This is a genomic window from Saccharopolyspora rosea (assembly GCF_025643595.1).
GTDB classification, from domain to species: domain Bacteria; phylum Actinomycetota; class Actinomycetes; order Mycobacteriales; family Pseudonocardiaceae; genus Saccharopolyspora; species Saccharopolyspora rosea.
Window position 1 is genome coordinate 1,731,379 of sequence record NZ_CP102826.1, and the last position, 21,955, is coordinate 1,753,333.

Consider the following 21,955-nt stretch of genomic DNA (forward strand, 5'->3'; position numbering starts at 1 on the left):
GTCATACCTCCTCAAGCGTGGCCAGGCCCTGCGCGACCAGCGGCGCGACCAGCGCGCCCACGTGCTCGAAACCGGCGCCGACCGTCTGGTCGTGGATGAAGCGGTAGTGGATGCCCTCCAGGATCACCGCGATCTTGAAGTAGCCGAACGCGACGTACCAGTCCAGATCGGACAGATCGGCACCGCTGCGCGCGGCGTAGCGGTCCAGCAGCCGCTTCGCGGTCGGGAAGCCGTAGTCGGGACCGACGCCCTTGGTGATCGGGTTGTGCTCGACGCCGCCGAAACCCTCCCAGTACACCGCGAGCAGGCCCAGGTCGGTGAGCGGGTCGCCGAGGGTGGCCATCTCCCAGTCCAGCACCGCGCGGATCCGCAGGTCCTCGCCGACGATCACGTTGTCCAGCCGGTAGTCGCCGTGCACGATGCCGGCGCGCGGTGTGCCGGGGATGGTCTCGGCGAGCCGCCCGGCCAGCTCGTCGATGCCCTCGATGTCCCGGCTGCGGGAGGCGGCCAGCTGCTTGCTCCAGCGCCGGATCTGCCGTTCCAGGAAGCCCTCCGGGCGTCCGAAATCGCCCAGCCCCACCGATTCCGGGTCGGTGCCGTGCAGGTCCGCCAGCACGTCCACCAGCTGGTGGGCCAGGTCGTGGCGCTCGGCCTCGGCGAGCCGCGCGGTCAGCTCCGGCGACCGGTAGACCGTGCCCGGCACGTGCTCCATCACGTAGAACGGTGCGCCGATCACGTCCTCGTCCCGGCACAGCAGGAGGGTGCGCGGCACCGGAACCCGCGTCCCGGCCAGCGCGCTCATCACGCGGTGCTCGCGGCCCATGTCGTGCGCGGTCGCCAGCACGTGGCCCAGCGGCGGGCGGCGCACCACCCAGCGCTGCGCGCCGTCGGTGACCACGTAGGTCAGGTTCGACCGTCCACCTTGGACGAGTTCGCCGCGCAGCGGGCCGCCCACCAGACCGGGCAGCTCGGCGTCCAGGTGCGCGCGCAGCCGGCCGAGGTCCAGTCCGGGCAGTTGCTCGGCGTTCATCGGTCCTCCCGAAGGTTGCTCAGACGTCCAGACCGACCAGCTCGGCGACGCGGGCGCGGGTGGTCGCGGGGTCGGTGTGCAGCACGGCGCGCAGGCCCAGCTGCTCGGCGGCGGCGATGTTCGGCGCGCCGTCGTCGACGAAGGCGGCCTGGTCGGCGGGCAGGTCGAGGCGGCGCAGCGTCAGCTGGTAGATGCGCGGATCGGGCTTGCGCAGCCCGACCTCCCCGGAGACGACGGCGGTCTCGAACAGGCCGTCCAGCAGGTGCCACGGGTAGGAGTTGCCCCAGCTGTTGGACAGCAGCGCGGTCCGCACGCCGTTGTCGCGCAGCAGGCGGACGAGCTCCAGCATCGCGGGTTCGCTGCGCATCCGGGCGAAGATCCGCTGCACCAGCCCGTCCGGCTCGACCGGGCCGCCGTCGACGCTGCGCAGCCGCGCCGCCAGCGCGCGGTTGAACTCCTCGGGGCTGATCTCGCCGGTTTCCAGGCGGTGCACGGGAGTTCCGGGCGGCGCCTCGCGGGACAGCCAGTCCTTCAGCGCGGCCGAGAACGTCGCGGGATCGATGCCCTCTGCCGAGGTCCAGGCCCGGATCGCGGCTCCTCCCGGGGTGGTGAGCACGCCTCCGTAGTCGAAGATCACCGCGCGGACCGCCGCGTCGCTGGAACCCATGTGCAGGACCGTACCGACTAGACGGTATGTGCGCCAGACCCCTTGCGCCAGGGCGGCGGTGGGCATACATCAGGAGGGGCTTCCGCTGTCGATGTGGCTGTGGCGCGTCAGCGCCTCCGTGGGGGGTGGTCGGGTGACGGGCGGGCCGCTGAGGTTCCGCTCCCGGCACCGCCACGCACGACGAGTTCGAAGACAGGCTCTCAGACCGCCGCGCGGATCCGGCCGGCGAGTTCCAGCAGCTCCTCGGTGCTGCGAGCGGTGAACTGCAGGTCCACGAAGGCGTCGGCGACGCCGAGTTCGGCGGCCCGCCCCAGGTACTCGGCGAGCTGGTCGACCGGGCCGACGTCCGGGAGGTCGGTGCGCTCGTCCTGGATCCGCGGGTTGAGCCGCAGCGCGGTGGCGACCGGGGAGCGCCCGGCCTGCCGGGCCTGGTCGGCGAGGGTGCCCAGCGTCGCGCGGAGCCGGTCCGGCGGCAGGGGCACGCCGAGCCAGCCGTCGGCCCGGCGCCCGATGCGGCGCAGCGCCGCCGGGGACACCCCGCCCAGGTAGATCGGCAGCCGCGGTTGCACGGGTTTCGGCTGGAAATCGCCGGGGCTGATGGTCCAGAACCGGCCGCGGTGCTCGACCGGGTCGGGACCGAACAGGTGCTCCAGGACGTCGAGCGTTTCGTCCAGCCGCGCACCGCGCTCCCGCCACGGCACGCCGACGGCGTCGTACTCGTCGCGGCTCCAGCTCAGCCCCAGTCCGGCGATGACCCGGCCGTTGCTGAGGCGGTCCAGCCCGGCGAGCTGCCGGGCCAGCTGGATCGGCGGGTGCAGCGGGGCGTTGAGCGTGCTGGTGCCCAGCCTGGCGCGGCCGGTGGCGGTGGCCGCCGCGGTCAGCACCAGCAGCGGGTCGAGGCCGCGGCGGAACAGCTCGGGCATCCGCCCGTCGGCGCTCGGGTACGGGGTGAGCGGTGCGGTCGGGGCGTGCACGCGTTCCCCGGCCCAGAGGCTTTCGAACCCCAGGGCCTCGGCTTCCGCTGCGACCAGCGGGATGAGCGCCGGGTCGGCGAACGGGCCGAACTGGGGCAGTGCCAGACCAAGTCGCATGCCGACGATGGTGCAGCGCCCGCCCACGGGTGGCAACGCTCCCGACCGCGTGTCCACAGTGGACGTGCCGGTCGCGGGTGGGGTGAGCGTGCGACTCCCGCGAACGGACGGCACCCGATCACACCGCGTCCGCCGCGACGGACGACGGGGTGAACGTCCGGATCGCGTGCGGTGCAACGGGCTTCACCCCGGTGGCGGTTCCGCCGCGTCCTGCGCTCACCGCCGGTGAGGTGTGGTGAAAACCGGGAACCGCGGTGCGGGTGGGATCGTTGACGGCGACATTACCCGTCGGTAAGCATTCGACACCGCCGCGCGGCGTCCCTGTTTCCCCAGGTCCACGAGGTGAGGCCGATGAAGTCCGCATCCACCCTCCGCGCCGGACTCGGCGCTGCGCTGGCCTGCGTCGCGGCGGTCGCCTTCGCGCCGCAGGCGCTGGCCGCGTCGTTCGACATCAACTTCGACTGCAGCGGTGACTCGCCGGTCGGCGAGCAGAAGTTCGGCTTCAAGCAGACCGCCGACGTCACCGCCCCCGCGAACGTCGCCCCCGGCGCGGCGTTCGACGTGGTGATCGACCCCGCCCCGGGCTCGCTGCCCTCCGACGTCAACGGTTACCAGGTGAAGCAGGTGCAGAACCTGGACCTGAAGATCCCGGTGCCCGCCAACGCCACCTTCGTGTCGGCGGACGTCAAGGGCGGTTCGGGGCTCGGCCCCAACCCGCCGAAGCTCACCGTCGACGGCGGGGTGGCCACGCTGCACCTGGACGGGCCGATCGCGGGCGGCTCGCAGTTCGAGCTGCCGACCGTCACCGCGCATCTGACCGCGGGCCGGTCCGGCAAGATCGAGACCAGGCTCTACGGCACAAGCTACGACGACCCGGGGCTGACCCTGGACGCGGTGGTGTCGTCGGTCATCGGCGACACGAAGGTCCCGTCCCGCTGCTTCCCCAACCCCAACCCGGTCCTGACCACCACGACCATCGGCTGATTCCCCGGCCCTTCCGGGGCCGGGTTCGAAGACAGGTGCCGAGGGCGCGGGCGGTGCTCCCGCCCGCGCCCGCCCGGGGTTTCAGCCGCAGGTGCCCAGCATCTCCTGCAGGGCGGACTTCTCGGGTGCGGTGACCGTCAGGCCGTAGGCGTGCTTGACGGTGACCCAGTCGGTGGCGTATTCGCACCACTGGTCGCGGGCCGCCGGCTTCCACTGCGACGGGTCCTGGTCGCCCTTGCTGCGGTTGGAGCTGGAGTCGACCGCGACGAGCTGCGGGACGTCCATGTCGTTGGCGAACCGTTCGCGGCGTTCGTCGGTCCACGCCGAGGCTCCGCTGCGCCACGCGTTGGCCAGCGGAACCATGTGGTCGATGTCGATGTCCGACGGGTTGTCGATGCGCTGTCCGGTGTAGACGGACGTCCAGCTGCCGGAGGTGGCCTGGCAGCGGTTGTCGACGTGCACGCCCTGCCCGTCGCGGGCCAGCACCGCCTCCCGCGTGTTGCAGTTGCGGCCCGCCTTCGGCTGGGCGATCCAGTGGTGGAACCGGGCCCGCGAGTAGCCGTCCATCGAGCCCTGCGGCGCGACGCGGAGTTCGGCCAGTTGCTCGGCGGCGGGGCCGGAGGAGGCCGCGGGGGACTGTTGGGTCCAGCGGTCGAGCAGGCCGGATTCGAAGACCAACCAGCCCAGTCCGAGCAGCACGGCCGCGACGACCGTCGTCCACACCGGCCCGCGTGCCGATGACCGCTGCGTTGCCACGGGTCCACCCCCGGAAGTCCGACTGCGGGAACGAAATTCATTCGATCACGCGGCGGGTTCCGGGGGCACTGCGCCGGGCGCGTGATGTGGTCCGGCGCACGCGCGAAGGCCCCTCCGGGACGGGGGAGCGGAGGGGCCTTCGCGAGACGGCGCGGCGGGTCGCGGGATTCGGGGGTCAGGGGCGCCCGCGACCCGCCGGCGCCGAGATCAGCGGTTGTCCTCCTTGAGCATGTCGGAGCACTTCTCACCGATCGCCATCGTGGTGATGTTCGGGTTCACCGCGACCAGGAACGGCATCGCCGAGGCGTCGGCGACGCGCAGGCCCTGCACGCCCTTGACGCGCAGCCGCGAGTCCAGCGGCTTGGTCGCGTCCTCGTCGGCACCCATCGGGCAGGACGCCGCCGGGTGGTAGACGGTGTTGTGGGTGCGCCGGATGTAGTCGGCGATCTCGTCGTCGGTGCGCACGTCCGGGCCCGGGTAGAGCTCGGCACCGGCCCACTCGGCCATCGCCGGCTGCGAGACGATCTCGCGGGCCAGCTTGATGCCCTCGGTCATCACCCGCATGTCGTGCGGGTCGGTGAAGTACCGCGGGTCCACCTTCGGCTTGTCCCGGAAGTCCCGGCTGCGCAGCCGGACCGTGCCGGTGGAGCGGGCGCGGGTCACGTTCGGCGTCAGGCAGAACGTGTTCTCCGAGGTCGGGTAGCCCTGCCGCACGGTGTGCATGTCGAAGGGCACCGAACCGTAGTGGAACATCAGGTCCGGCCGGTCCAGGCCCGGCTGGGTGGTGTGGAAGATGCCGATCTCCCACCACTGCGTGGAGTCGGTGACCATCGGCTTCTTGGCGTCCCAGCCGATGACGCCCTCCGGGTGGTCCTGCAGGTTGGACCCGACGCCGGGGGAGTCGACGAGCACGTCGATGCCGAACTCGCGCAGGTGCTCGGCCGGCCCGATGCCGGACAGCATCAGCAGCTTCGGCGTGTCGATGGCACCGGAGGACAGCACCACCTCGCGGCGGGCGCGGACGGTCCGGGTGTGGATCAGGTCCGGGTCCAGGTACTGCACGCCGGTCGCCCGGGTGCCGTCGAAGTCGACCTTCTTGACCCAGCACTGGGTGCGGATCTCCAGGTTGGGCCGCTTGCCCATGATCGGGTGCAGGTAGGACACCGACGACGAGGAGCGGGTGCCGTCCTCGCGGGCGTTGATCTGGAACCAGTTCGCGCCGTTGGTGACGGTCTTGCCGGAGTTGAACTCGGTGGTCGGGATGCCCCGCTGCTCGCACGCCTGGAGCAGCGCGGCGCCGCACGGGTCCTTCGGCGGGACGCTGCGGATCGTCACCGGCCCGCCGCGGCCGTGGTGCTCACCCGGCCCGTCGTTGGTCTCCAACCGCTTGTACAGCGGGAAGATGTCCTTGGCGCTCCAGCCCTTGGCGCCCATCGACTCCCACTCGTCGAGGTCCTCGGCGGGGGCCCAGAACGCGATGCAGGAGTTGTGCGAGGAACAGCCGCCGAGCACCCGGGCGCGGGCGTGGCGCATGAACGAGTTGCCGTTCTCCTGCGGCTCGATCAGGTAGTCCCAGTCGTAACCGGACTCCAGCAGGCCCATCCAGCGGTTGAGCTCCAGGATGGCCTTGTCGCCGACGTCGGAGGGGCCCGCTTCGAGCAGGCAGACGGTGACGTTCGGGTCCTCCGACAGCCGCGCGGCGACCGCGGCACCGGCGCTGCCGCCACCCACCACGACGTAGTCGAACTGATCGGTCATGGGTCGAATCTCCGTTTCTCTGCTCAGGAAACAGCGGTTTTGGCGTCGTCCGAGTCGGATTCGTCAGCGGCGGCGGAGTGCTCGGCCAGCACGCCGACGCGGTGGCGCTGCACGAACCAGTAGTAGGCGAACCCGGCCAGTCCGGCGATGCCGACGAACAGGATCGAGCTGTACTGCAGGTACCAGTGGTACGGCGGGGTGGCGTTGTAGACCTCCTTGCGCGGCCACGCGAGGTTGATGGTCATGCCCAGGCCCCACACCACCGCGAGGACGTTCACCGGCAGGCCGAACTTGCCGAGGGTGAACCGGCCCTCGCGCTTGGCCGAGGACCACTTGCCGCGCAGCCGCGCGATCAGCATCGGCACCGTGACCAGCAGGTAGGACACGTAGATGAGGATGATCGCCAGGCTGGTGACCGCGGAGAAGATCTGCGGCTGGTTGATGTTGACCAGCAGCAGCGCCACGGCGATGACGCCGATGACGATCGCGGGCACCACCGGTGTCTGGAACCGCGGGCTGACCCGGGCCAGCTTGGAACCACCGGGCAGCGCGTTGTCGCGGGCCATCGCGAAGGCGATGCGGATCGCGGCGGTGTGCACGGCCAGCACGCACACCGTGATCGCCACGAACACCACCAGCAGGAACAGCCGGCCGATGACCGGTCCGAGCGAGTCGGTGAGCACGAACTGGAGACCGTCGGTGGTCAGCTGCGGGGCGTGCAGGTCCTTGGCGGCCATCAGCGACAGGATGATGATCAGCCCGCCGAGGATGAACGACGCGATCAGCGCCCGCAGGATCGCGCGCGGCGCGTTGCGGTGCGGATCGATGGACTCCTCGCCCAGCGAGGCCGCGGTGTCGAAGCCGTACATGACGTACGACGAGGCGATCCCGGCGACCAGGAAGGCACCGAGGTAGCCGGTGGAGTAGCCCGCGCCGGTGTTCTGGGTGTCCATGACCACCTGCGGGCCGCGGGTGGCGCACACCGCCAGCGCCAGGACCAGCAGCACCGCGGCGGCCAGTTCGATGAACACGCCGGCGCTGTTGATGCGCGCCATCAGCTTGACGCCGAAGGCGTTCACCAGCGTGGTGAACAGGATCAGCGCGGTCGCCAGGATGACGCCGTTGACGGCCTGGTCGGTGTCGTTGGAGCCGTTTCCGATGAACTGGAAGGCGCCCCAGATCTGCGGGAGCGTGTGCTGGTAGGCCAGCGCGGTCGCCGCGATCGACACGATCGAGGCCAGCAGCATCATCCAGCCCGCGAGCCAGCCGACGTGCTGGCCGCCGAGCTTCTTCGCCCAGTTGTACACGGAACCGGCGATCGGGTAGTGCGATGCCAGCTCGGCGAAACTCAACGCCACGAACAACTGGCCCACGAACACGATCGGCCAGGACCACCAGTACGCGGGACCGCCGAAGGACATGCCGAAATAGGACAGTTGGAAGGTGCCGGTGAGCACCGAGATGTAGCTGATCCCGGCGGCGAAGGTGTGGAAACTGCCGAGTGTTCTTTTCAGTTTGTTGGTGTAGCCGAACTCGTTGAGCTCGGCGTCGCCGGTGGGCGCGCTCATGCCCCGAACTCCTTTCCCGGGCTCGACCTCTCCGCCGGATGCGGAAAGGGGAGGACCGGGTGGTCTTTGCGCGTCAGCGGGTCGGCCGCCGGTGTGCGCGGCCGTCGAATGTCACCTGTGGACGATCGATCGGATTCGGCGCGCCGGAGCGGGATCCGCCGCCCGGCACGCCGAAAACCGGATCATTCTCCGGAGAACCACTGCTGCGGCTGCGGCCGCAGGTTGTGGTAAACGTGCTTGGCTTCCTGGTACTCGCCCAGGCCGGCGCGTCCCAGTTCGCGTCCGATGCCGGACTGCTTGTAACCGCCCCATTCGGCCTGCGGCAGGTAGGGGTGGAAGTCGTTGATCCAGACGGTGCCGTGCCGCAGCCGGTTGGCCACCCGCTGCGCCTTGCCCGGATCCGAGGTGAACACCGCACCGGCCAGGCCGTAGTGCGTGTCGTTGGCGATGCGCACCGCGTCGTCCTCGTCGGTGAACCGCTCGACGGTCAGCACCGGGCCGAAGGACTCCTCGGTCACCGCGTAGGAACCCTGCTCGACCTCGTCGAGGACGGTCGGCAGGTAGTAGTACCCGTTGGCGTACTCCTCGCCCTCGGGACGGCGGCCACCGGTGCGCAGCACGGCGCCCTCGGCGATCGACTTGGCGACGTAGTCCTCGACCTTCTCGCGGTGCGCGGCCGAGATCAGCGGGCCGGTCTCGGCGTTGGCGTCGAACGGGCCGCCGATGCGGATCTTCTCGGCGCGGCGCACGATCTCGTCGACGAGCCGGTCGTGCAGCTCGTCCTGCACGATCAGCCGGGCACCGGCGGAGCAGACCTGGCCGGAGTGCAGGAAGATCGCCATCATCGCGTAGTCGACGGCGGTCTCGAAGTCGGCGTCGGCGAACACCACGTTGGGGTTCTTGCCGCCCAGCTCCAGCGCGACCTTCTTGACCGTGCCCGCGGCCGCGGCGGAGATCCGGCGGCCGGTGTGCAGCCCGCCGGTGAAGGAGACCAGGTCGACGTCCGGGTGCTCGGACAGCACCGCGCCGACCTCGGCGCCGGCGCCCAGCACCAGGTTGCCCACGCCCGCGGGCAGCCCGGCCTCGGCCAGCGCCCGCATCAGCAGGATCGCGGTGCTGGGGGTCAGCTCGCTGGGCTTGAGCACGAAGGTGTCACCGGCGGCGATGGCCGGGGCGACCTTCCAGGCCACCTGGAGCAGCGGGTAGTTCCACGGCGTGATCATGCCGCAGACGCCCACCGGCTCGTACTGCACGCGGCTGATCGCGTCCGGGTTGCCGGTGTCGACGACGCGGCCCGCGTCGGTGCCGGCGATCTTGCCGTAGTAGCGGAAGCACGCGGCGATGTCGTCCATGTCGTACTCGCTTTCCACCAGGCGTTTGCCGGTGTCCAGCGATTCGGCGCGGGCGAACTCGGCCTTGTCGCGCACCAGGATGTCGCTGACCCGCAGCAGCAGGTCACCGCGGTCCCATGGCGAGGTGGCGGTCCAGGAGCCCTCGTCGAAGGCGCGTCGCGCGGCGGCGATGGCCTTCTCGACGTCGGCGCGGTCGGCCTCGTCGACGGTGGCGACCGGGCTGCCGTCGGCGGGGCAGTGGATGTCGCGGGTGCGGCCGGACTCGGCGTGCACCCACTCACCGTCGATGAACAGCGTGGGAGAATTCGGCGCGGCGGTAGCGGAATGCGCTCCGCCCGCCGACGTTCGGTCGGCTTGCGGCATGGATCGTATTCCCCGTCTGGTTGATCGGAGCTTGCGTGTTTTCTGCGCCCGGGCGGCGCGGTTTATCGCGACGGTTTCATTCTTCGTCGCGGCGGCCCGTGATGCCTGCGAATCGGATCTTCGCGCGGATGCCACCAGCACGCTGTGCTGCTTTGCTCACCTCCTGGCGATCCATTCGGTGGTGGCGCCCGTTCGTTTGTGTCGCGCATTCGGCAATGGGTGTGGCGCAGTGCCGCGAAAGACCCTAACACCGTTGCTGTACATCTGTACATCACCGGGGTCGGAGAACTTCCGGATTCTGCCGAATTTCATGCTTTGAACAGGCAAAACGCCTGGCGGGTGACCTGGGCCGCATCGCGCTCCGGCGCGGGCATGGCACGCTGTGGGACGAGCGTGCCGATGTCCGTGATGCGTGTGTTGCGAAGCACAGGGAGGAACACCGAGCGAATGTCGATCACCGAGCCGGCCCCGACCTCCCCGCGCGCCCGACGCAAGGACCCCGACCGGCGGGAGCGCATCGCGCGCGCCGCGATCACGGTGGTCGCCGAGCGCGGTGTCGAGAAGCTGACGCACCGCGCCGTGGCCGCCGCGGCGGAAGTGCCGCTCGGCTCGACCACCTACTACTTCGCCACCCTGGACGACCTGCTGGCCAGCGCTCTGCGGCAGGCCGCCGCGGACGACGTCGCCCAGCTCCGCGAGTGGGCCGGGTCGCTGGAGGAGCACCGCGACCTGGCCGCCGCGCTGACCGAACTGGTGCTGCACTACCTCGGACCGGAGCGCTCGCGCACCGCCGTCGAGCACGAGCTCTACATCGCCGCGCTGCACCGCCCCGCGCTGCGCCACGTCAGCCAGGAATGGGACACCGCGCTGGCCGAGCTGTTCACCGCGCACACCGATCCGGTCACCGGGCGCGCGCTGTCGGCGGTCTTCTGCGGACTGCTGCTGCAGGGCGTGGTCCGGGAATCGGTTCCCGCGCCCGAGGAGATCGAGATGATCTTCCGGCGGATTCTCCACGGCCGCGACGTTTCCTCGCGGTGACCGAGGTCTCTGCGAGGTCAACGGTGGATGTCCTGACGATTGCGACGGTTCGGGGCAGTTGATCCAGCCGCGCGCCGCAGTGGAGAATGTCGGCGTAGCGATGGCGTTACCGAGCGTCCGTCCGGGGTCGCCGGTTCAGTCCGGCGGAGCACATCGCGGGGACGCTTTTCAGGTGTACAACGGACACTGCCGCGTCGGGGGCGTGGCTCGCTCCAGCACCGTGGACCAACTGGCTAGTGGGGTGAGACCGTGGGGCACAACGAGGACCGGGAACTCGTGCCGCTGAAGTCGGATTTCGACGTCGTGTGGTACGGATTCCGGCGATCGCAGGTGAAGTTCTACATCCAGCAGACCGAGGCCGAGGTCCGGATGCTCACCGAGGACCGCGACTCCGCGCTGAGCCAGGTGGCCGATCTGTCCGCCCAGCTGGACGAGGCCCGCGCCGAGATCGAGTCGTTGCGCAAGCAGCTCGACGAGCAGGCGCGGCAGCCCATCGACGAGTCCGCGCTGTCCGACCGGCTGCGCCGGATGGTGCGGCTGGCCAAGGACGAGGCCGCCGAGGTCGTGTCGTCCGCGCAGGCCGCGGCCGAGCACGAGTGGGCGCGCTCCGAGCAGTCCGCGGCGGAACTGCGCGCCCGCTACGAGAAGCTCGTCTCCGAGGCCGACGAGTGGCGCCGCCAGTCCGAGCAGCAGCGCAACGAGATGCTGGCCCGCACGCGCGACGAGGTGCAGCGGATGGCGCGCGAGGCCGAGCAGCACCGCCGCAAGCTGGACACCGAGGCCGAACAGCGGCGCACCCAGGTCGAGAAGGACTTCGAGATCTCCATGGCGGCCCGCCGCGAGGAGGAGATGCGCGTGCTCGCCGAGCGCGAGCAGACCAGCCGGGCCGAGGCGCAGCGCCGGGTGCGCGAGGCGACCGCGGAGGCCGAGCGCCGCATCCGCCGCGCCGACGAGTACGCGCGGACGATGTTGCAGATGCGCCAGGACGTGGCCGAACGGGTCCGCGCCGCCCAGCAGGTGCTGGCCCAGGCCGAACCGTTCCTGGCGGCCACCGAGCGGGACGCCCCGGACGTGCTGTCCGACGCCTACGTCGACCGCGTCGTCCACAGTGGACGAGTGCCGGTGGAGGAGATCGAGGTTCCCGAGCAGCGCGCGGAGGAGCCCGAACCCGACGCCGCGGTCCGCGGTTGACCCGCTGCCGCCGCGCGCGGCGGTGCCGTCGCGCGGGCGGAGCAAGCGGTCCACCGACGGGTTCTGCACGCGGCGAGAACACGACACACCAGCGCGTCCCGGCGGCCGTTCCGGTGCCGCCGGACCAGACTGGACCCGATGCTGAGCACGCGGACGCCGATGTCCGCGCTGAGCCCGGGGAGGCGCGATGAGGTGGCGTGGTCTGGTCGCGGTGCTGCTGGCCTGCGGCCTGCTGCTGGTGGGCACGCCGGTCGGGGCGGCACCCGTCGACGACGTGCGGGAACGGCTCGACGCCGTGCCGGGTCTGACAGTGGTGGGCGAACGCCCGACCGAACCGGGGTTCCGGCTGTTCGACCTGACCTACACCCAGCCCGCCGACCACCGGAACCCGGCGGCCGGCACGTTCCAGCAGCGGCTGACGCTGCTGCACCGCGGCTTCGACCGGCCGACCGTGCTGTACACCAGCGGCTACAACCTGCCGCAGAAGACGACCCGCACCGAGCCGACGCGGCTGGTCGACGGCAACCAAGTCAGCCTGGAGCACCGCTTCTTCGCGCCCTCGCGGCCCGACCCGGCCGACTGGCGCGACCTGGACATCTGGCAGGCCGCGACCGACGAGCACCGGGTCGTCGACGCGCTGCGCCGGGTCTACGCGCGCAACTGGATCACCACCGGGGCCAGCAAGGGCGGCATGACGGCCGTCTACCACCGCCGCTTCTACCCGCACGACGTGGACGGCACGGTCGCCTACGTCGCACCCGATGACGTCGACAACGACGCCGACCGCGGCTACGACGACTTCCTCGCCCACGTCGGCACCGATCCGGCCTGCCGCGCCGCGCTGACCGAGGCGCAGCGGGAGGCGCTGCGCCGCCGCGGGGAGCTGCGCGCGAAGTTCGACGACTACGCGCGCGCCCACCACCTGACCTTCGACCACGTCATCGGCGACAGCGACCGCGGTCTGGAAATGGTCGTGCAGGACGCGCTGTTCTCGTTCTGGCAGTACCGCGGCCAGGCGGACTGCTCGCGAATTCCGGCGGATACGGCGAGCACCGACGAATTCTTCCGCTTCCTGGACGAGACCGTCGGATTCGAGATGTACACGGACCAGGGCATCGACCCGTACGTGCCCTACTACTACCAGGCGGGCACCCAGCTCGGCTGGCCGCACGTGTCCGACGCGCTGCTGGCGGACCTGCTGCACCACCGCGACCTGGGTGATCCGCGCAACCTCGTGCCGCGCGACATCCCGATGCGCTTCCGGCCGGGCGCCATGCGCCCGGTCGACGAGTGGGTGCGCACCCGGGGTTCGCAGCTGCTGTTCGTCTACGGGGCGAACGACCCGTGGAGCGCCGAACCGTTCGAACCCGGCGGTCCGGACTCGTACCGCTACTTCGTCCCCGGCGGCAACCACGGCTCGCAGATCGCCGGTCTCCCGCCCCGGGACCGCGACGCCGCCACCGCGGCCCTGCGCCGCTGGGCCGACGCGGGCAACCCGGCCGCCCGCACCACGTCGCTCGACACCGCCACCGTCCTGGGGCGCCACCCGCTGTAGTGGTCCAGCTCCGCACCGGCACCGCCAAGCGCGACGAGTTCGGCGACAGGATCTCGTCAGGTGGTGCGGGCCGCCTGGCGGCGGGCGGCGAGGCGGTCGTAGGTGCGCATCAGGAAGCGGTGGGTCGGGCGTTCGACGAAGCGGGTGAGGGCCCAGCCGAGGCCCACGCCGGTGCACACCATGGCGAGGGTCTGCAGCGTCGGGCCGAAGCCGAGGTCCTGCAGCTCGCGGGACACCACGTAGCCGACCGTCTGGTGCACCAGGAACACCCCGTAGGAGATCCCGGCGAACCAGGTGAAACGCCGTCCCAGCCAGTCCGGGATCACCCGGTTCCAGTCCGGGCCGCGCGCGGTCAGCGCGACGACGACCATGCCGACGCAGACCGCGACCGTGGAGCCCCAGTCCGCGACCAGGCCCTCCGGGGTCTCGGAGTAGTTGTGCAGCGCCTGGCCGAGCATGCAACTGCCGAGCAGCGCGGCGAAGTGCGGGTGGCTGATCCGGTGGGTGGACCACAGCCAGATCGCCACGCCCGCGACGAACAGGTGCCAGCGGTGCACGCCGATGCCGTCGACGATCGTGCGGTACACCTCCGGCGGGTCCGAGACCCGCAGCGGCCACTGCGCGATCGGCACGAGCACCGCCGCCCACAGCACGCGGATGATCCGCTTGCCGTGCCCCCACCTGGTGCGGAACAGCAGCGCCGCCGCGGTGAAACCCATGAGCTGGAGCGGAACCGTCCAGTGCGACCCGTCGATGAAGAAGTAGTCGGCGGGTTTCCAGTTCCACAGCATCAGCCAGTTCGCCACCAGGTCGTCGGTGGTGGGGTAGAACCAGCCTTCGACCGCGGCCCAGCGCATGATCAGGTAGATCACCAGGACCGCCGCGAGGAACGGCGGGAACAGCCGGGCTATCCGCCCCCACCAATAGCGCAGCAGCGTCCCGCGGCCGATGGTCACGCACGCGAAGTACGCGGAGATCACCAGCAGCAGGCTCGCGCCGACCTGGTAGGGGAAGACGAACGTGCGCGGCAGCAGCTCCGGGTGCAGGTAGACGCTGAGGAAGGTCGCGTGGTAGAGCATGACCAGCGTCACGCACAGGGTGCGGACGACGTCCCAGCTGATCTTGCGGTTGCTCCTGCCCGAGACGGTCGTCGAGCGTACGGCGGTCTTCTCGGGCACGCCGCCACGGTACCAGGGCGATTTGTCCGGATGTATTCAGTTGGCGGTTTCTGATCAGCGGTGATGCGCCGGAAACGGGGTTCTTGCCCGGATGTTGGGTAAGTCACGGAACCGGCCGTCCGCCCGGCGAGTCCGCGGCCGGCGGTTCGTCCTCGCGCGATCAAGCGCGGAACGCGATTCGCCGGTCCGCACGCCCACAACGATTCCGCGGCAATTCCGCCCGGTCGGAAATCGTCGAAAGCGCCGCCGCGCGGTGCGGAATTCGCGGCGGGAGGAAATGCGCGTGGGTGACCGCTCGGTCCGGCGGCGGGTTCCGATCACGGTCGACATCCGGCGGTGATCGGACTCGTCGGTAACCATGGCCTTTTCCGGCGCCGCCGCCTACGGTTTCCCGCATCGTTCGAGGAGTGGTGGAGGTGACGATGCCCGGCACCGGTGCGGCCCCGCGCGCGGGTCATTCGTTCGACTCCTGGGAGCAGGCGGTCTCGGGGACGTTCGTGCCGCTGCAGGCCAGTTCGCCGCAGCGCGAGCGGTTCCGGGGCAGCATCCGGGCGCGGGAGGTGGGCGCGGTGCACCTCGCCGAGGTGAGCGCCTCGCCGCACCGGGTGCGGCGCACCTCGAAGCTGATCCGCGGCACCGACTCCGGGCAGCTCAAGCTCAGCCTGCAACTGCGCGGTCACGGCCTGGTGTGCCAGGACGGGCGGGAGACCCTGCTGGGGCCGGGCGACTTCGCGCTCTACGACACCAGCCACCCGTACGTGCTCAGCTTCGACGAGGACTTCCGGGTGGTCGTGCTGATGTTCCCCCGCGAGTTCCTGCGGCTGCGCGCCGACGACCTCGCCGAGCTGCGCGCCCGCCGGTTCTGCGGGCGGGAGGGCACCGGGCTGCTGGTGCGCTCGCTGTTGCAGGACCTGTGCGAGCGGGACGAGGCCGGGACCCGCTCGGGCGTGCTCATCGCCGACGCGCTGCTCGACGTGCTCGCCGCGGCGGTGGTCGAGACGACCGGGCAGTACGCGGCGCGGCACCGGGACCTGCTCGGCGAGCTGCGCTCGTTCATCGAACGGCATCTCGACGACCCCGAGCTCGGTCCCGAGACGATCGCCGCGCGCAACCACATCTCGGTGCGCTACCTGCACAAGCTGTTCTCCGCCGACGGGACCCCGGTCAGCGGGTGGATCCGGCTGCGGCGGCTGGAGCGCTGCCGCCGCGACCTGGCCGACCCCGAACTGGCGGAACTGCCGGTCAGCGCCATCGCGGGTCGCTGGGGCCTGCCCAACGCCGCGCACTTCTCCAGGCTGTTCAAGGCGGCGTTCGGGGTGTCGCCGCGCGAGTACCGGACATCGCGCCTCGGGTGAGCGCTCGGCACCGCCGCGCGCCAGCAGTCCCGGGGGTGGACCCTTGAGTGCACTCGCGGACAACTGTCGTTCCTCCGCGGGCTAGACCGCCGGTCGCGGGGTGGGCTTCAGTGGTGGCCGACAGCTCGCGACGCGCTGGAGGGGACACCGTTGGACGTGCGGGAACAACTGCTCATCGGCGGACGCTGGGTCGACGCGGCAGGGGGCGGTCAGCTGCCCACCCGCGACCCGGCGACCGGCGCGGAGATCGGGCGCTGCGCCGACGCCGGCGAGGCCGACGTGGACCGGGCGGTGGAGCACGCGCGCGCCGCGCTCGCCGACCCGGGTTGGCGGGACATGCCGCCCGCGGCCCGCGCCCGGTTGCTGTGGCGGATCGCCGATCTCGTCGAGGACAACGCCGAGCCGCTCGCCGAACTGGAGACCCGGGACCAGGGGCAGCCGATCGGCGTGGCGCGCAACGTCAGCGTGTCGATGGCGGCCGAGGTGTTCCGCTACTACGCCGGGTGGTGCACCAAGATCGAGGGCGCGACCTCGCCGGTCTCGGTGCCGGGCGCGCTGCACTACACCCGCCGCGAGCCGGTGGGCGTGTGCGCCCTGATCACGCCGTGGAACTTCCCGCTGATGATCGCGGCGTGGAAGCTCGCCCCCGCGCTGGCGTGCGGCAACACCGCGATCCTGAAACCGGCGGAGCAAACCCCGCTGTCCACTGTGGAACTCGCGCGGCTGTGCGTGCGGGCCGGGGTGCCGGACGGAGTGGTCAACTGCCTGACCGGCGGTCCGGACACCGGCCGCGCGCTCGTGGCGCACCCGGGGGTGGACAAGGTGTCGTTCACCGGTTCCACCGAGGTCGGCAAGGCGATCGTGGCCGCCTGCGCGGGCAACCTCAAGCGCGTCAGCCTCGAACTGGGCGGCAAGGCGCCGAGCATCATCGCCCGCGACGCCGACATCGACGCCGCCGTGGCCGGGAACCTGCAGGGCGCGTTGCTGAACTCCGGACAGGTCTGCGCCGCCTACACGCGCTTCTTCGTGGATTCCAAGCGGGTCGACGAGTTCGCCGAGAAGATCGCCCGCGCCGCCGACGGGCTCCGGCTGGGTCCCGGCATCGACGCGGCGTCCGAGCTCGGACCGCTGGTGTCGGCCGAACACCTCGACCAGGTCGCCGGGTACGTCGCGACGGGGGTGTCCGAGGGCGCGCAGCTGGTCACCGGCGGCACCCGCGCGGACGGCGAGCTGGCCGCCGGGAACTTCTTCCGCCCCACGGTGTTCACCGGCGTCACCGACGACATGACGATCGCGCGCGAGGAGATCTTCGGCCCGGTGCTGGCGATCCTGCCCTACGACGATCCCGAGGAGCTGCCCGCGCGCGCCAACGGCACCGAGTACGGCCTCGCGGCGTGCGTGTGGACCAACGACCTCGCCACCGCGCACCGCACGGCCGCCGCGGTCCGCGCCGGCAACGTCTACGTCAACATGCTGCCGCTGCTGGACCCGGCGGCGCCGTGGGGCGGGTTCGGCGCCAGCGGCTGGGGACGCGAGATGGGCTCGCACGCCCTGGACGAGTTCACCGAGACCAAGGGAGTCTGGATCAACATCGGAGGGCAGTCGCGATGACGAAGCACCCGCTGGACCCGCTGGACGAGGACGAGATCCTGCGCAACCTGGAGATCCTCCGGCAAGCCGGCCTGGTGCGGGACGCGACGCGTTTCCCCCTGGTGCAGCTGGACGAACCGACCAAGGCCGCGGTGCTCGCCGGCGAGCCGGTGCCGCGGCGGGTGCGTTCCGTGCTCTGCGACGTCAAGACCGGCGAACTCGCCGTCGTCGTGGTCTCGCTGGACGACGACCAGGTGGTCGACAAGACCGCGGTGGACCCGGGTGTGCAGGGCCAGCCGCCGGTGATGCTGGACGAGTACGACCTGGTCGAGCGGATCGTGCGGGCCGACGAGCAGTGGCGCGCGGCCATCCGGGACCGGGGCGTCGACGACGTCGAGAAGGTCCGGGTGTGCCCGCTGTCCGCCGGCTGGTTCGGTTTCGAGGAGGAACGCGGCAGGCGCATGCTGCGCGCGCTGGCGTTCCTGCAGAACCACCCCGGCGAACTGCCGTGGGCGCACCCGATCGACGGCGTCGTCGCCTACGTCGACGTGATCGACCAGCGCGTCCTCCGCGTCGTCGACGACCGGAAGGCCACCATCCCGGCCGAGAGCGGCGACTACACCGACGAGGCGCTGTCCGGGCCGACGCGCACCAGCCTCAAACCCATCGAGATCACCCAGCCGGACGGACCGAGCTTCACCGTCGACGGCTCCGAAGTCCGTTGGGAGAACTGGAGTTTCCGCGTCGGCTTCGATCCGCGCGAGGGCCTGGTGCTGCACCGCATCTCGTTCCGCGACGGCGATCGCGACCGACCGGTGGTCTACCGGGCCTCGGTGGCCGAGATGGTCGTCAACTACGGCGATCCGGCGCCCGCCCGGTTCTGGCAGAACTACTTCGACGCGGGCGAGTACTGCCTCGGCAAACTCGCCAACGAGCTCGTGCTCGGCTGCGACTGCCTCGGCGAGATCCACTACTTCGACGCGGTCGTCGCGGCCGAGGACGGCAATCCGCGCGTGCTGCGCAACGCGATCTGCATGCACGAAGAGGACTACGGCGTGCTGTGGAAGCACACCGACGTGTTCACCGGCTCCGCCGAGACCAGGCGGCAGCGGCGGTTGGTGATCTCGTTCTTCGTCACCGTCGGCAACTACGACTACGGCTTCTACTGGAACCTGTACCTGGACGGCACCATCCAGCTGGAGGTCAAGGCGACCGGCATCGTGTTCACCTCCTCCTACCCGGAGGAGGGGTCGCGGCACGCCAGCGAGGTGGCGCCCGGACTCGGCGCCCCGTTCCACCAGCACCTGTTCAGCGCCCGGCTGGACATGATGGTCGACGGGGTGCGCAACGCCGTCGACGAGATCGAGGCGCGGCGCCTCCCGGCGGGCGAGGGCAACCCGCACGGCAACGCGTTCACCCGCAGCGTGACGCGCCTCGACCGGGAGAGCACCGCGGCCCGCGATGCCGACCCGGCGGCCGGGCGCACCTGGCACGTCGTCAACCCGGAGCGCACCAACCGGCTCGGCCAGCCCGTCGGCTACGCCCTGCACGCGCAGGGCACCCCGACCCTGCTGTCCGACCCGTCCTCGTGGATCGCGTCGCGGGCGGCGTTCGCGACCAAGCACCTGTGGGTCACCCGCTACGCCCCGGACGAGCGCTACCCGGCTGGCGAGTGGACGAACCAGAGCCACGGCGGGGACGGCCTGCCCGCGTACGCGGCGCAGGACCGCGGCGTCGACGGCGAGGACATCGTGCTGTGGCACACCTTCGGCCTCACCCACTTCCCCCGCGTCGAGGACTGGCCGATCATGCCGGTGGACTACTGCGGCTTCACGCTCAAACCCGTCGGCTTCTTCGACCGCAACCCCGCCCTCGACGTCCCACCCGGCAACGGCGCGGCGTCGTCGTGCTGCGAGGGGTGAGGGCGCCCCGCCCGATCGCGGAACCGCGCGGCGAACGGGTTACCAGCAGCGCCCGCCCGGTACGACCTGGCGGGCGCTGTGCTTCGGCATGCGGTCAGGTCGTGCGCGACGGACTCACGTCCTGCGCGATGCGTTCGAAGATGTCGCAGTCGGTCTCCCGCTGCCATTCGGGCATGTCCGCCCAGTCAGCGACGTAGCCGGGCTTGGGGTCGGCGAAGTGCTTGTAGATCTGCCCGATCCAGCACAGCGCGACGAACCGGCCCTGCTGCTCGCGGGTCAGTTTGGACGCGGCGCCATCGGTGGCCTGGATGAAGTCCTGGACCTGTTGGTAGACAGCTGCCGCGCTGGCACGTTCCCAATCGGGGGTCTCGTCCCACGGAGTGATGTAGCCCGGCTTCGGCTCGCCGGGGTAGTACTTGTTCACCCCAGCGATCCATGCCTCGCGGAAGATGCGCCCCTTCTCGTCCGACACTGAACCTCTCCTCACTGCTTCGGGCTGGTTGCGGATACGACGTCGTTGATCTGCGAATCCAGGTAGCGTACGTGCCGGTCGTTCAGGTACGGCACGAGTTCGTTGCGCAGGTCGCCGAGTTTGCGTCCGAGGTACCCGGCCGACGAAGTCTGTCGAGCAGCATCGAGGGCGGCGGCGCCGTGCATGAGCAGTTGCCTCACGTCTGCGCGCTGCGCGCTGACGGACGCGAGGTCAGCGAGCACGGCGCCTCTACGGCGGGCCGATGGGGCTTGGACCAGTGCTTCGTTGAGCACGGGCTCGGCCAGCTGGGGACGCCGAAGCGTCACGTAACAGGAGCCCCGTTCCTCGGCCAGGCGCGAGTCTTCGAACCGGAGCCATCCGGTGCGGGCACCTTCGCGTCGAGGTGCACGACCTGCTCGGCCTTGTCCAAGGCCCGTTGGCAGGCGGACAGGTCTCCGAGCCCGGCGTACGTCTGCGCCTGGACGGCCGCGACCCAAAACCGAGTTGTGCGGTCTGGACTGCCCCGGACAGCGAGGTGCGCCGCCCGGTCCAGCATCGGCGAGGCGTGGTGGTACTGGCGTTCGTAGATGCTCAGAAAGGCCGTCCGGATCATGGCGCATGCCCACATGTCGAACTCACGCGCTTCCTTGCTGGCATGAGCGGCTTCGGAGTAGCAGTGCGCGGCGTCGGCGTAGTTGTCGCTGTCGAAGAAGATCTCGCCGCAGAGTTGGAAGAGGTCACTCGCGAGGGTGCACAGCTTGCGCCGCACATCCCCGCTCTGCGGTTCGTCCAGGCTGTTGGTCAGGGCTGCAAGATGCTGGCGTGCGGCCGGGAGGACTTGGCGTTTCGACCGGATCTGTGCGAACTGCTGCCACAGGCCAGCGTTCATCCGCTCGAAGTTGTCCACCGTTGCAGCGTCGAGGTAGCGGGGGTGCTCGACGCCGTGCCGGACGCGATCGACGTCGATTGCGGGGATCGCGAGCAGACTTCCTGTGACCGTCATCAAGCGGAGTAGTTCACGGCGATTCACGTCGTCACGTTGCCAATCGTCGTCGTGCGGCGTGCCGGGGGACCGCGGGGGTTCGGTTGCTGGTGCGCTCCTTGCTACCTGTGCGCCTTGCAGTTCGGCAATCTTCAGTTGGTTCTGTCGCTCGCGGACCCGGTCGAAGTGAGCAAGCAGGTCACCATTCGCGCCGAGTGCGTCGTCGGCGGTGCTCCAGAAGTCGCGACCCGGAAACTGGCGGCCGGCCTCGATGTGGGAGATCGACGTTCGTGAGTAGTTCGTGATACGCCCGAGCTGGGTTTGGTCGAGCGGTGAAGCCTTCCGGTATCCAGCGAGGGAGGACCCGAGCGCACGGCGAAGTTGCGCGACTGCTTCCGACGTACGGGCCATGAAGGTCTCCAGTCATGCGCGCGGCACGTGTCCGGTCCGGCGTACAGCGTAGCTACCTGCGTGGACACGGCGGGGTGGATAGGTGTGGGAGTTGTTCCCACATCATCCCCCACGCCAATTCCACACGGTTACCTCCCGACTGCGTAGCGCAACGGTCCGCTGAGGCGGACCCGACCGGCAGTGAAGGGGTAACGATGGGCACCTTTACGAGGGCTCTTGCCGTGATGGCCGGGCGCGTGCTGGGTCTGGCCGCGCCCAGTGGGTTAGCGGTGGCCGTTGACGAGTGGAAACGGCGCCGGCGGACCGATGTCGACGACGATCAGGAAGACACCGACGACTGGCAGGAGGCGGCGCGCCGTGCACTGTATCGGGGTTGACGCGCTGCTTTCCGAGCTGAGACGCCAGGACTGGGCCCTCTACGTCTTTGGTCCGAACGACGGGATCCGGGCGCGTTCGCCGCGAGTGATCACCATGCGCGGCGAGCTCGCCGACGAGCTGGCCAACCTGGAGACCCGAATCTTTCGGCTTCCCGCCGAAATCCGCGACGCCGAACCCGAGGAACGCGCCCGCAATCCACGCGTGCTCGCCCGCGTTCTCGCCGCCGTCCGCCGCCTGTAAGCCCGGCTTGGTGTCGGGCCCCGAACTTCGGCACCAGGTCGCGCGGCTGGGCCGTGCGTGGCCCCCGACGCATC

Annotated in this window: 21 protein-coding genes; 9 read left to right on the forward strand and 12 right to left on the reverse strand. The window is 70.6% G+C overall.

The features are described from left to right. Position 1 precedes the first annotated feature (1 nt). The 3 genes from NV263_RS08460 to NV263_RS08470 all read right to left on the reverse strand — a co-directional run bounded on the left by NV263_RS08460 (position 2) and on the right by NV263_RS08470 (position 2,788). Positions 2-1,030 (reverse strand): phosphotransferase family protein, encoded by a 1,029-nt coding sequence (locus tag NV263_RS08460; RefSeq protein ID WP_263252009.1) that lies wholly within the window; start codon positions 1,028-1,030, stop codon positions 2-4. Positions 1,031-1,049: 19 nt separating this feature from the next. Then, the gene (locus tag NV263_RS08465) at positions 1,050-1,697 is read right to left on the reverse strand and encodes an HAD family hydrolase (protein ID WP_263252010.1); all 648 of its coding nucleotides are present in this window, start codon (positions 1,695-1,697) and stop codon (positions 1,050-1,052) included. A gap of 200 nt (positions 1,698-1,897) precedes the next feature. After that, positions 1,898-2,788, reverse strand: a complete 891-nt coding sequence (locus NV263_RS08470) for a TIGR03619 family F420-dependent LLM class oxidoreductase (protein ID WP_263252011.1) — start codon at positions 2,786-2,788, stop codon at positions 1,898-1,900. 351 nt (positions 2,789-3,139) lie between these two features. Here NV263_RS08470 and NV263_RS08475 point away from each other — a divergent pair, with 351 nt between their 5' ends. Then, on the forward strand, positions 3,140-3,772 hold the full coding sequence (locus NV263_RS08475) for a cyclase (RefSeq protein ID WP_263252012.1): 633 nt from the start codon (positions 3,140-3,142) through the stop codon (positions 3,770-3,772). A gap of 81 nt (positions 3,773-3,853) precedes the next feature. Here the strand turns inward: NV263_RS08475 and NV263_RS08480 are convergent, their stop codons facing one another. The 4 genes from NV263_RS08480 to NV263_RS08495 all read right to left on the reverse strand — a co-directional run bounded on the left by NV263_RS08480 (position 3,854) and on the right by NV263_RS08495 (position 9,479). Continuing rightward, positions 3,854-4,528 carry an HNH endonuclease family protein gene (locus tag NV263_RS08480; protein ID WP_263252013.1) on the reverse strand — a complete coding sequence of 225 codons (675 nt, stop codon included), beginning with the start codon at positions 4,526-4,528 and terminating at the stop codon, positions 3,854-3,856. Positions 4,529-4,735: 207 nt separating this feature from the next. Further along, positions 4,736-6,286, reverse strand: coding sequence for a GMC family oxidoreductase (locus tag NV263_RS08485; protein ID WP_263252014.1), 1,551 nt, complete (start codon positions 6,284-6,286; stop codon positions 4,736-4,738). A 23-nt stretch (positions 6,287-6,309) separates the two neighbouring features. Beyond that, the gene (locus NV263_RS08490) at positions 6,310-7,854 is read right to left on the reverse strand and encodes an APC family permease (RefSeq protein WP_263252015.1); all 1,545 of its coding nucleotides are present in this window, start codon (positions 7,852-7,854) and stop codon (positions 6,310-6,312) included. Between the two features lie 182 nt (positions 7,855-8,036). After that, entirely contained in the window at positions 8,037-9,479 is a 1,443-nt protein-coding gene (locus NV263_RS08495; protein WP_263252016.1) for an aldehyde dehydrogenase family protein, read from the reverse strand. Between the two features lie 13 nt (positions 9,480-9,492). On the opposite strand from NV263_RS08495, the gene NV263_RS08500 reads away from it, so the two are divergent. Further along, positions 9,493-9,888: a hypothetical protein gene (locus NV263_RS08500; protein WP_263252017.1), complete on the forward strand. Its 396-nt coding sequence runs from the start codon at positions 9,493-9,495 to the stop codon at positions 9,886-9,888. Here NV263_RS08500 and NV263_RS08505 read toward each other — a convergent pair. Continuing rightward, positions 9,878-10,027, reverse strand: a complete 150-nt coding sequence (locus NV263_RS08505; protein ID WP_263252018.1) for a hypothetical protein — start codon at positions 10,025-10,027, stop codon at positions 9,878-9,880. The genes NV263_RS08500 and NV263_RS08505 overlap by 11 nt on opposite strands. Here NV263_RS08505 and NV263_RS08510 point away from each other — a divergent pair. From NV263_RS08510 to NV263_RS08520, 3 genes are all read left to right on the forward strand, one after another. Further along, entirely contained in the window at positions 10,017-10,607 is a 591-nt protein-coding gene (locus NV263_RS08510) for a TetR/AcrR family transcriptional regulator (protein WP_263252019.1), read from the forward strand. The genes NV263_RS08505 and NV263_RS08510 overlap by 11 nt on opposite strands. Positions 10,608-10,856: 249 nt before the next feature. Then, positions 10,857-11,798 carry a coiled-coil domain-containing protein gene (locus NV263_RS08515; protein WP_263252020.1) on the forward strand — a complete coding sequence of 314 codons (942 nt, stop codon included), beginning with the start codon at positions 10,857-10,859 and terminating at the stop codon, positions 11,796-11,798. A 187-nt stretch (positions 11,799-11,985) separates the two neighbouring features. Beyond that, positions 11,986-13,353, forward strand: coding sequence for a S28 family serine protease (locus NV263_RS08520; RefSeq protein ID WP_263252021.1), 1,368 nt, complete (start codon positions 11,986-11,988; stop codon positions 13,351-13,353). A gap of 56 nt (positions 13,354-13,409) precedes the next feature. On the opposite strand, the gene NV263_RS08525 is transcribed toward NV263_RS08520, so the two are convergent. Continuing rightward, positions 13,410-14,531: an acyltransferase family protein gene (locus NV263_RS08525; RefSeq protein WP_263252022.1), complete on the reverse strand. Its 1,122-nt coding sequence runs from the start codon at positions 14,529-14,531 to the stop codon at positions 13,410-13,412. 422 nt (positions 14,532-14,953) lie between these two features. Here NV263_RS08525 and NV263_RS08530 point away from each other — a divergent pair, with 422 nt between their 5' ends. The 3 genes from NV263_RS08530 to NV263_RS08540 all read left to right on the forward strand — a co-directional run bounded on the left by NV263_RS08530 (position 14,954) and on the right by NV263_RS08540 (position 19,398). Next, the gene (locus NV263_RS08530) at positions 14,954-15,886 is read left to right on the forward strand and encodes an AraC-like ligand-binding domain-containing protein (protein ID WP_263252023.1); all 933 of its coding nucleotides are present in this window, start codon (positions 14,954-14,956) and stop codon (positions 15,884-15,886) included. Positions 15,887-16,042: 156 nt separating this feature from the next. Next, a complete protein-coding gene (locus NV263_RS08535) occupies positions 16,043-17,497 on the forward strand; it encodes an aldehyde dehydrogenase family protein (protein WP_263254128.1) in 1,455 nt (484 codons plus the stop codon). After that, positions 17,494-19,398, forward strand: a complete 1,905-nt coding sequence (locus NV263_RS08540) for a primary-amine oxidase (RefSeq protein WP_263252024.1) — start codon at positions 17,494-17,496, stop codon at positions 19,396-19,398. The genes NV263_RS08535 and NV263_RS08540 overlap by 4 nt, the downstream gene beginning before the upstream one ends. A gap of 94 nt (positions 19,399-19,492) precedes the next feature. Here NV263_RS08540 and NV263_RS08545 read toward each other — a convergent pair whose 3' ends face one another. The 3 genes from NV263_RS08545 to NV263_RS08555 all read right to left on the reverse strand — a co-directional run bounded on the left by NV263_RS08545 (position 19,493) and on the right by NV263_RS08555 (position 21,263). Further along, complete coding sequence (locus NV263_RS08545; protein ID WP_263252025.1) at positions 19,493-19,870, reverse strand: hypothetical protein; 378 nt, start codon at positions 19,868-19,870, stop codon at positions 19,493-19,495. Between the two features lie 11 nt (positions 19,871-19,881). Beyond that, positions 19,882-20,112 carry a hypothetical protein gene (locus NV263_RS08550; RefSeq protein ID WP_263252026.1) on the reverse strand — a complete coding sequence of 77 codons (231 nt, stop codon included), beginning with the start codon at positions 20,110-20,112 and terminating at the stop codon, positions 19,882-19,884. Positions 20,113-20,192: 80 nt separating this feature from the next. Further along, positions 20,193-21,263: a helix-turn-helix domain-containing protein gene (locus tag NV263_RS08555; RefSeq protein WP_263252027.1), complete on the reverse strand. Its 1,071-nt coding sequence runs from the start codon at positions 21,261-21,263 to the stop codon at positions 20,193-20,195. Positions 21,264-21,569: 306 nt separating this feature from the next. On the opposite strand from NV263_RS08555, the gene NV263_RS08560 reads away from it, so the two are divergent. Continuing rightward, positions 21,570-21,881, forward strand: coding sequence for a hypothetical protein (locus NV263_RS08560; RefSeq protein ID WP_263252028.1), 312 nt, complete (start codon positions 21,570-21,572; stop codon positions 21,879-21,881). The last annotated feature ends 74 nt before the right edge of the window (positions 21,882-21,955 follow it).

Excerpts from the sequence above, each read along its gene's own strand:
- NV263_RS08460 (WP_263252009.1), bottom strand. The coding sequence starts at position 1,030 with ATGAACGCCGAGCAACTGCCCGGACTGGACCTCGGCCGGCTGCGCGCG.
- NV263_RS08465 (WP_263252010.1), bottom strand. The coding sequence starts at position 1,697 with ATGGGTTCCAGCGACGCGGCGGTCCGCGCGGTGATCTTCGACTACGGA.
- NV263_RS08470 (WP_263252011.1), bottom strand. The coding sequence starts at position 2,788 with ATGCGACTTGGTCTGGCACTGCCCCAGTTCGGCCCGTTCGCCGACCCG.
- NV263_RS08475 (WP_263252012.1), top strand. The coding sequence starts at position 3,140 with ATGAAGTCCGCATCCACCCTCCGCGCCGGACTCGGCGCTGCGCTGGCC.
- NV263_RS08485 (WP_263252014.1), bottom strand. The coding sequence starts at position 6,286 with ATGACCGATCAGTTCGACTACGTCGTGGTGGGTGGCGGCAGCGCCGGT.
- NV263_RS08490 (WP_263252015.1), bottom strand. The coding sequence starts at position 7,854 with ATGAGCGCGCCCACCGGCGACGCCGAGCTCAACGAGTTCGGCTACACC.
- NV263_RS08500 (WP_263252017.1), top strand. The coding sequence starts at position 9,493 with ATGAACAGCGTGGGAGAATTCGGCGCGGCGGTAGCGGAATGCGCTCCG.
- NV263_RS08510 (WP_263252019.1), top strand. The coding sequence starts at position 10,017 with ATGTCGATCACCGAGCCGGCCCCGACCTCCCCGCGCGCCCGACGCAAG.
- NV263_RS08520 (WP_263252021.1), top strand. The coding sequence starts at position 11,986 with ATGAGGTGGCGTGGTCTGGTCGCGGTGCTGCTGGCCTGCGGCCTGCTG.
- NV263_RS08530 (WP_263252023.1), top strand. The coding sequence starts at position 14,954 with ATGCCCGGCACCGGTGCGGCCCCGCGCGCGGGTCATTCGTTCGACTCC.
- NV263_RS08540 (WP_263252024.1), top strand. The coding sequence starts at position 17,494 with ATGACGAAGCACCCGCTGGACCCGCTGGACGAGGACGAGATCCTGCGC.
- NV263_RS08555 (WP_263252027.1), bottom strand. The coding sequence starts at position 21,263 with ATGGCCCGTACGTCGGAAGCAGTCGCGCAACTTCGCCGTGCGCTCGGG.
- NV263_RS08560 (WP_263252028.1), top strand. The coding sequence starts at position 21,570 with ATGTCGACGACGATCAGGAAGACACCGACGACTGGCAGGAGGCGGCGC.